The organism is uncultured Campylobacter sp., assembly GCF_938002845.1.
Classification (GTDB): domain Bacteria; phylum Campylobacterota; class Campylobacteria; order Campylobacterales; family Campylobacteraceae; genus Campylobacter_B.
Genome location: NZ_CALKZP010000039.1, coordinates 56,982 through 63,668, shown reverse-complemented (window position 1 = coordinate 63,668; position 6,687 = coordinate 56,982). Strand labels below are relative to the sequence as shown.

General features: G+C 47.0%; 10 protein-coding genes. 3 read left to right on the top strand and 7 right to left on the bottom strand.

Annotated features, from left to right (window positions below):
* Window positions 1-186: hypothetical protein (locus Q0224_RS06085; protein WP_297949891.1), on the top strand; the 186-nt coding region annotated here is incomplete at its 5' end.
* Window positions 187-320: 134 nt separating this feature from the next.
* Complete coding sequence (locus Q0224_RS06080; RefSeq protein WP_297949889.1) at window positions 321-1,379, top strand: DUF3137 domain-containing protein; 1,059 nt, start codon at window positions 321-323, stop codon at window positions 1,377-1,379.
* Between the two features lie 170 nt (window positions 1,380-1,549).
* On the opposite strand, the gene Q0224_RS06075 is transcribed toward Q0224_RS06080, so the two are convergent.
* The 3 genes from Q0224_RS06075 to Q0224_RS06065 form a co-directional block, all read right to left on the bottom strand.
* Window positions 1,550-2,218 carry a hypothetical protein gene (locus tag Q0224_RS06075; protein ID WP_297949886.1) on the bottom strand — a complete coding sequence of 223 codons (669 nt, stop codon included), beginning with the start codon at window positions 2,216-2,218 and terminating at the stop codon, window positions 1,550-1,552.
* 155 nt (window positions 2,219-2,373) lie between these two features.
* Entirely contained in the window at window positions 2,374-2,796 is a 423-nt protein-coding gene (gene lysM, locus Q0224_RS06070; protein ID WP_297895404.1) for a peptidoglycan-binding protein LysM, read from the bottom strand.
* 198 nt (window positions 2,797-2,994) lie between these two features.
* Window positions 2,995-4,197, bottom strand: a complete 1,203-nt coding sequence (locus tag Q0224_RS06065; protein WP_297949884.1) for a chloride channel protein — start codon at window positions 4,195-4,197, stop codon at window positions 2,995-2,997.
* A 100-nt stretch (window positions 4,198-4,297) separates the two neighbouring features.
* Here Q0224_RS06065 and Q0224_RS06060 point away from each other — a divergent pair, with 100 nt between their 5' ends.
* A complete protein-coding gene (locus tag Q0224_RS06060) occupies window positions 4,298-4,510 on the top strand; it encodes a hypothetical protein (protein WP_297949882.1) in 213 nt (70 codons plus the stop codon).
* A 255-nt stretch (window positions 4,511-4,765) separates the two neighbouring features.
* On the opposite strand, the gene Q0224_RS06055 is transcribed toward Q0224_RS06060, so the two are convergent.
* Genes Q0224_RS06055 through ribA form a run of 4 tightly spaced genes read right to left on the bottom strand, consistent with a single transcriptional unit; the run spans window position 4,766 to window position 6,646 of the window.
* Window positions 4,766-5,308 carry a hypothetical protein gene (locus Q0224_RS06055; RefSeq protein ID WP_297949880.1) on the bottom strand — a complete coding sequence of 181 codons (543 nt, stop codon included), beginning with the start codon at window positions 5,306-5,308 and terminating at the stop codon, window positions 4,766-4,768.
* A complete protein-coding gene (locus Q0224_RS06050; protein ID WP_297949878.1) occupies window positions 5,305-5,511 on the bottom strand; it encodes a hypothetical protein in 207 nt (68 codons plus the stop codon). Before Q0224_RS06050 ends, Q0224_RS06055 begins: the two co-directional genes overlap by 4 nt.
* Window positions 5,511-6,089: a 16S rRNA (guanine(527)-N(7))-methyltransferase RsmG gene (gene rsmG / locus Q0224_RS06045; protein WP_297949876.1), complete on the bottom strand. Its 579-nt coding sequence runs from the start codon at window positions 6,087-6,089 to the stop codon at window positions 5,511-5,513. The genes Q0224_RS06050 and rsmG overlap by 1 nt, the downstream gene beginning before the upstream one ends.
* A complete protein-coding gene (gene ribA / locus Q0224_RS06040) occupies window positions 6,086-6,646 on the bottom strand; it encodes a GTP cyclohydrolase II (protein WP_297949874.1) in 561 nt (186 codons plus the stop codon). Before ribA ends, rsmG begins: the two co-directional genes overlap by 4 nt.
* Window positions 6,647-6,687: the final 41 nt, after the last annotated feature.

Here is a 6,687-nt window from a genome sequence, read left to right as displayed (position 1 = left end):
CGAGGCGACGGGCCCGAAAATATATCTCATTTTTGCTCCGATGATTTGATTTGCGGGGTTTGCTTGCGCGCAGAATTTTGCTTTAAATTTTGCTTCCGCGCGCTGAAATTCGGCGCCGCTTTTATGCGAAATTTCATTTCCGTGCGCTCCGCCCGCTACGGCGAAATTTTAAACTTAGAGCTTTAAATTTATCCTTAAATTTGAGGGGTTGTGCGAAATTCATAAAAAATTCACCTTATGTGCGGACGAGCGAGCTTTGAAATTCCAAAATTCCTAGAATTTCGCTAAAATTGCGGGCAAATTTAAAGAGGGGCGAAATTTTGACTATTTATGATTTGGAGCGCCTGAGGCTGGATGCGAAAAAGCACGTGGAGCAGCTAAAGCTGCTCGTCGTCGTAAGTACGGTGGCGCTGTTTGCAGTATTCGGCGTCATCGCGTATTTTGCGCGCAGGCAGGGCGTGCAGAGTTTTAGCACGACGATGCTTATGCTGCTGGCGATCGCCTCGCTCGCCGTAAGTCTTAAAGAGGTGCACTTAAACGGCTGGCAAAAGGATCTCATCGGCACGGAAAATATCTTAAAGTTCGGCGCGGTCGCGATCTCGTTTTTGATCTTCAAATACTCCGCAGCCTTACCGCAGGCGCTGATAGGCTTGGCCGCGGTCGCGCTCGCGGCGTGGCTAGCAGCGCGGCTTTATGCGCTCGGCGTAAGAAGCGCGCAAGATATCTTTACCGGGCGATACCGCCAAAGCTACAAGCAGCACTATCTGGCGCCTTTCGTGCGCGAGCTCGGCTATGAATACGTCTCCTACGGCAGCGTGCCGTTTTGGCGCGTGGTGCAGAGCGATCTGTTCGAGTTTATCGAAAATCTACACGGCAACGACCGCGTAGGCGGCGCGTGGCAGGGGGTAAGCTTCGAGTTTAGCGACGTGAGCTTTTTCCATCAAAATTTACAGCACGAACTCGCGGGGGCGTTTTTCGTAGCGGAATTTAACAAACGCATCATCGCGCCCGTTTTCATCTATCCGCGCGAGATACAAAACAAACAGCACGTAGGCCTAAAGCCCGTTGCGATGGACAACGTGGAGTTTGCCGCGCGCTACAGGGTGCTAAGCGATGAGCCGCAAAACGCGATGTACGTGCTAACCCCTGCATTTATGGAGCGATTTTTGGCGGTGGGCGACGCGCTCGGGGCGCAGATCTGGGCGAGCATCAGAGAGCGGCGGATCCACATTTTCGTGCACACCGGGCGCGATAATTTCGAGCCTAGCGTCTATGAAAGCGTGCTGCGCCGCGACCCCGCAAGCGAGATAAAGAGTGAAATTTTAAACTTTTTGAGTATCGTTAAAATTTTAAAACTGAACGTGAGGATTTGGATTTAATAAAATTTGAGCGGTATTTTTACTAAAAATTTTTAACTCTTAAAAGATAATTCGGCGCGTCTAGGTCTTTATAAAATTTTGATTTCATACGAGGCTATCTTCTAAGCATTTATCGCTTACCTGCTTATCAAATTCTTGCTTTACGTCTAAATCTGCTCTTTACTCCTAGCCTATATAAAAATTTGCGGTCTAATTTTGTCTAAATTTTTACCCGTTTTTAGTAAAAAATAGGTCTTTAATTCCTGGTATTCCCTGCTCGTTAAAATCGAGGCGTCGATGATGAAGTGCTTATCGAAGATAATCAAACTATCGCCGCTTAGCATATCCAGTCCAAGCCCTAGCCCGTTTACTAATCTAAAAATTAGTAGCGGGAGTATGCCGAGCCCAAATGCTATCGGTACCACGAATGGGGCGATAGCGTAACCTTTAAAGTAAAAAACGGCAGACATTAAAACGAAGTAGATCATAACGACGCAAAATCCAAATTTTTTTGTAGCAATCGGTGATTGAAATTCGGAAGGTCCAAAGGTTCGTTTTATTCCTAATATATTTGATAATTTTATTTCGAATAGGACTAAATTTTTCTTCGTAGAAAAATACTCTATGGCGGAATTTTTAAATTTAATATAGCAACTTCCTAGCTCTTTTGGGCGTTCATTTAGCTCTCCTGGATGTGGTGGTCTGTATGGTGCAAAATGTGAAAGAAAGTCCAAAATAAATACAATTGGCAGATATAGCTTTATCATCTCTATCGCGTTGTCTTTGATGATTATCGGATATTTGTCGTAATCCCTAGTTTCGGTCTTTTTTAGCGTAGCGCCGATTTCAAATTTATCCAAATTTAGCTCTTTATAAACGGAATTTTAAAGCGTTTTATATATTCCCAAATAGGGCGACAGCGCGCAAGTGCGGCAGATAGTAAATTACCCACCGCAATACGCCCAAAAGTAAATCCGCGGCTTACAAAACCAAGCCGCAGCATTCAAAAGCGAGCTTAAGCTTTTGGAATTCTGATCTTCTGCCCCGGATAGATGAGGTTCGCGTCTTTGATAACCTCGCGGTTGGCGTCGAAAATAACCTTGTATTTATTTGCGTCGCCGTAGAATTTCTTCGCGATTTTAGATAGGTTATCGCCCTTTACGATAGTGTAGTAGTTCTCGGCGCTATCCTCTCTAATGCCCTCGATCTGCACGTTTTTAATGCCTGCGGTGTTGCCCGCGATGAGGGCTGCTTTTTCGAGAGTTTCCTTATCGGCGTTACCGCTGATTTTGACGGTGTCGCCCTGCACCTCGACCTCTAGCCCCTCTACCGGCGTCGAGCTGAGATTGGTGGCGATCTCGTCTTTTACGGATTTGGCGTCATCGCCTAGACCTAGTAGTTTCTTGCCTGCTTCGGCTACGAATGAAAGTAAACCCATGTTTTCTCCTTTGGTTAAAGTGGCGAAATTTTATCTTAAATTTACCAACGATCAGCTTATGCGCATATCCTTACGGCTCCGACCTAGCCCAATGTTGTGACCTACCGCGCTTACTCTATGCGCGACAGCAGGTTTTCAGACCATCATCGCCGCGCCCGCCTATTCATATTTGCAGCGTATGAATTATAAGCGTCGCGACTACGCTAAATTTTTCGTCAGTAAATTTCTAGCGATCACGGCGCATACGATGCTAAAAACGACGACCGAATATGAGTTTATATTTAGCCCGCAAAATCCCGCGCTTAGGGCAAAGGCGCAAAGCGGCGCGTTTAAGTTGATCGCTAAAAAGGCAGCCCCTCCGCAAACCCCCGCTGCGCTTAGGCTAATAGGTAGAATTTCGCCGATCGCAAATCCAACGCATAGCCCCAAAACTGCGCCCAGCGCGAAGCTTGGCGTTAGCGTACCGCCATATCCGCCGCAGCGAAAGATCATCAAAATGCAAAATGCCTTACAAAGCAAGATCGCAAGCAAATAGGGGCTGAAGGATGTGGAGTTGAAAGCAAACTGCGCTGCGGAGCGCCCGTTACCTAAAATTTCAGGCACGTATGCGCCGACCGCCGCGGTAAGCAAAAACGCAAGCGGCAGTGTAAGTGCGATTTTGAGGCTTTTTATGCGCAGCTTTTCGAACAAGCGCACCCCGTCTTGGAAATATTTCGCCGCAACCCCCGTGACAAGCCCGATTAGCGCTGCTGCGAGTAAATTCTGCGGGGTAGGGGCGAAGTTCGAAACTGCGTAATAAATTTCTTTTGAAGCTCCGAATTCTGCTGTAGCTGTAGCTACCGCGCTAGTAGCAAAGGCGCACAAAATCGCTCGAGTATCAAAGCTTTTGAGTAAAATTTCTAGGCTAAAAAGCGCGCCCGCTAGCGGGACGTTATATGCAGCGCCCAGTCCAGCTCCCGCGCCGCATGCGACAAATAGCCGAAGCTCGTCTCCGCCGATATTTAAGGCGCGGCAAATTTTAGCCGCAAACAAGCCGCCCAGCTCGCGCGGAGCAGCCTCACTGCCTACCGGTGCGCCCATGGCGATGGCTACGAGCTGCAAAACCGAGTGGATTAAATTTTGCCAAAACGGCGGATTTCGCCCCTCCATCATTGAAGCTACGTTTAAAAAAGGTTTTAGTCTTATTAGCAGAATTCTAATTAAAGTGACGATTGCGCCGGCTGCGAGGACGCTAAGAAAGCGCCTAAGCGCAGTGGTTTGCTCCGTGATAATGTGAAATTCCTCATCATTATGCCCGAAAGCAAAAGTTTCAATTTCGTTGATGCCGAAGTTTAAGAGCCCTGCGCAAAGCCCCATTATAACGCCTATCGCAAGGATCGCTAGAAAGAATTTAGTACTCAAAATATGCCTTTTTGAAACGCATAATTATATAAAATTTTAGCTTTAAAAAATCCTTACCGCGCGCATAAAAGCAGCTAAAACGCGAGTAAATTTTAAAATAATGGCTAGGAATTTATATCGTTCTGTAAGTAAAATTTTACAAAATTCTATGAAGCTTAGGCAGAGGCAGAATTTTATTTACGTTAATTGCGCGAGTAAAATTTACGTAGATTTTATATCGCGCGTAGAAAATTTAGCAAAATTTCGCATCGCGCTGGAGGATAAAATTCTATTTGAAATTTCTTGCTACGAGGACAGGCGAAATTCTACGTAAAATTTAAATCTATCCGAGCGGGTAAAATTTTAAATTGAGTAAGCGAGAGAATTTCGCAGAGGACGCGTGAAATTTCGCGCAGAATTCTAATTTGCGAAAGAGGGCAAAATTCCGCGTAGAATTACGATCCGCGTAAGCGGGCGAAATCTCGCGTGAAATTCCAAGCTGCGTAGCTAGGCAAAATTTTAAGTGAAATTTTAATTTGCGTGAGTCATAGAAATTTTACGCTCGCGAATAAATTCGCTTAGGATTTTGCTATTTTTTCCAGATATCGTCATTTTTACCAGCTGCCGGCGCGCTTAGCTTTTTATCCAGAGCCGAAATTTTATCCGCGAGCTTTTGCGCGCCGCCGAAAATTTCATCTTTTTTCGGAAGCCCGAAGTGAAATTTCGAACCTACGCTATCTCCAATGCTTGCAAGTAGCGATTTGGGCGCGTTTGCGATCGCGTCTTTAAAGATCGCCGCATCGATTCCGAGCTCGGCTAGGCCTTTTAACGCCCGCGCAGAGCCGATAAACATCGCGATCTTGGCGTCGAAAAGATAATCGTTGGCTAGCTTTTGCGCGGCTGCTGCGGATTTTTTATCCACGACGATGAAGCGCGCGCCTGCGCCGTTTGCAAGTAAAATTTCATTTATATCATTCGTAATAACGCTAAATTTTTTCTGCGCCTTTTGCGCGGCGGCGATGAGCCTGTCGTTAAATTTAAAGAGCAGATTGTCGTATTTGAAAACTTCGTCGCCGTTTTTGATGAGATACAGCGGCTCGTAGGGCACGAGCGCGTGGCCTAGGATGATCATTTGCTGCCCCTTAGTTTGGCTTCGCAGGATTTGCAAAGGCGCTTTTTATCGCGCAGAGCAAGCTCGTCGCTGCTAAAGTACGTCCCGCACTCGTCGCACGCCAAAAGCTCGGTCGCATCGTCCTTTTTCTTTATGCGAAATCTAGGCACTATCAAAAAATATATGAGCGCCGCGATGACGGCTATGGCTAGAATTTTTCCCATTATTTCACCCCTTTGATCACTAAAAATTTTCTATTTTTCAAGGCGTTTTCGACGCTAAAAATTTCGCAGCTCGCGCTCGTAAATTCCTTGCGGAATTCCGCCGCTTCCGCCTCTGCGCCCGAGCCTTTGTAGAGCAAAAACGTCGTGTTTTGATCGTAAAAGCCGCGGCAAATTTCGACTAAATTTAGCGCGCTCATTAGCGCTCGCGAGCTTATCAGATCGGTGCGTAGCTTTGCGCCGTCTTGCACGCGCTCGGCGTGGATTTTTACGTTAGCTAGAGCGAGGCTAACCTTCGCGTAGGTTAGAAACGCCGCTTTTTTAAGGTTTGGTTCAAACAGATGCCACTCGCACAGCGGCAGCGCGAGCGCTAAAAATATCCCCGGAAAGCCCGCTCCCGAGCCGATGTCGCACGCGATGCGCGGATAGCGCGGTATGAAATTCGCTCCGCTTAGGCTGTCGCGCGCCACCGCGTCCAAATCGTCGTAATTCGTGAGGCTATGGACGCGGTTAAATTTTTGCAGACAGGCTTTAAATTTGGCGACCTGCTCGTTAAAACTTTCGTCCGGCGCAAGCTTCACAGCAGATGCCCCATCTGCTCTTTTTTGACGCGCAGATAGTTTTCGTTAAATTTATTGGGCGTGATGATTATCGGCACGCGCTCAACCACTTCGACCTTTAGATCGTGCAGCTTTTGCGGGTTGTTCGTAAGCAGATTTATGCGCGAAATTCCAAAATGAGCGAGTATGAAATCCACGATCTCGTAGGTGCGCTCGTCCGCTTTGAAGCCTAGCTGATGGTTTGCTTCGATCGTATCGAGGCCTTGATCTTGCAGCGCGTAGGCGTTGATTTTATTAAAAAGCCCGATATTGCGCCCCTCTTGACGCAGATAGATCACTATACCGCCGTGCTCTTCGATATATTTTAAGCTCGCTTCGAGTTGGTCGCGGCAGTCGCACTTTAGGCTACCGATCGCATCGCCGGTAAGGCACTCCGAGTGGATCCGCACGTTTACGACGCCCTCCAAAGGCTGCTTAAATATCGCCAAATGCTCTTTGTTCCCTTGCTTGAACGACTGAACGCGGAAACTTCCGAAGCGGGAGGGGAGATTTGCGACCTCTGAAATTTTTATATCCATGCTTAAATTTACTCCAATTGTGATATTATGAATCCCGCAAT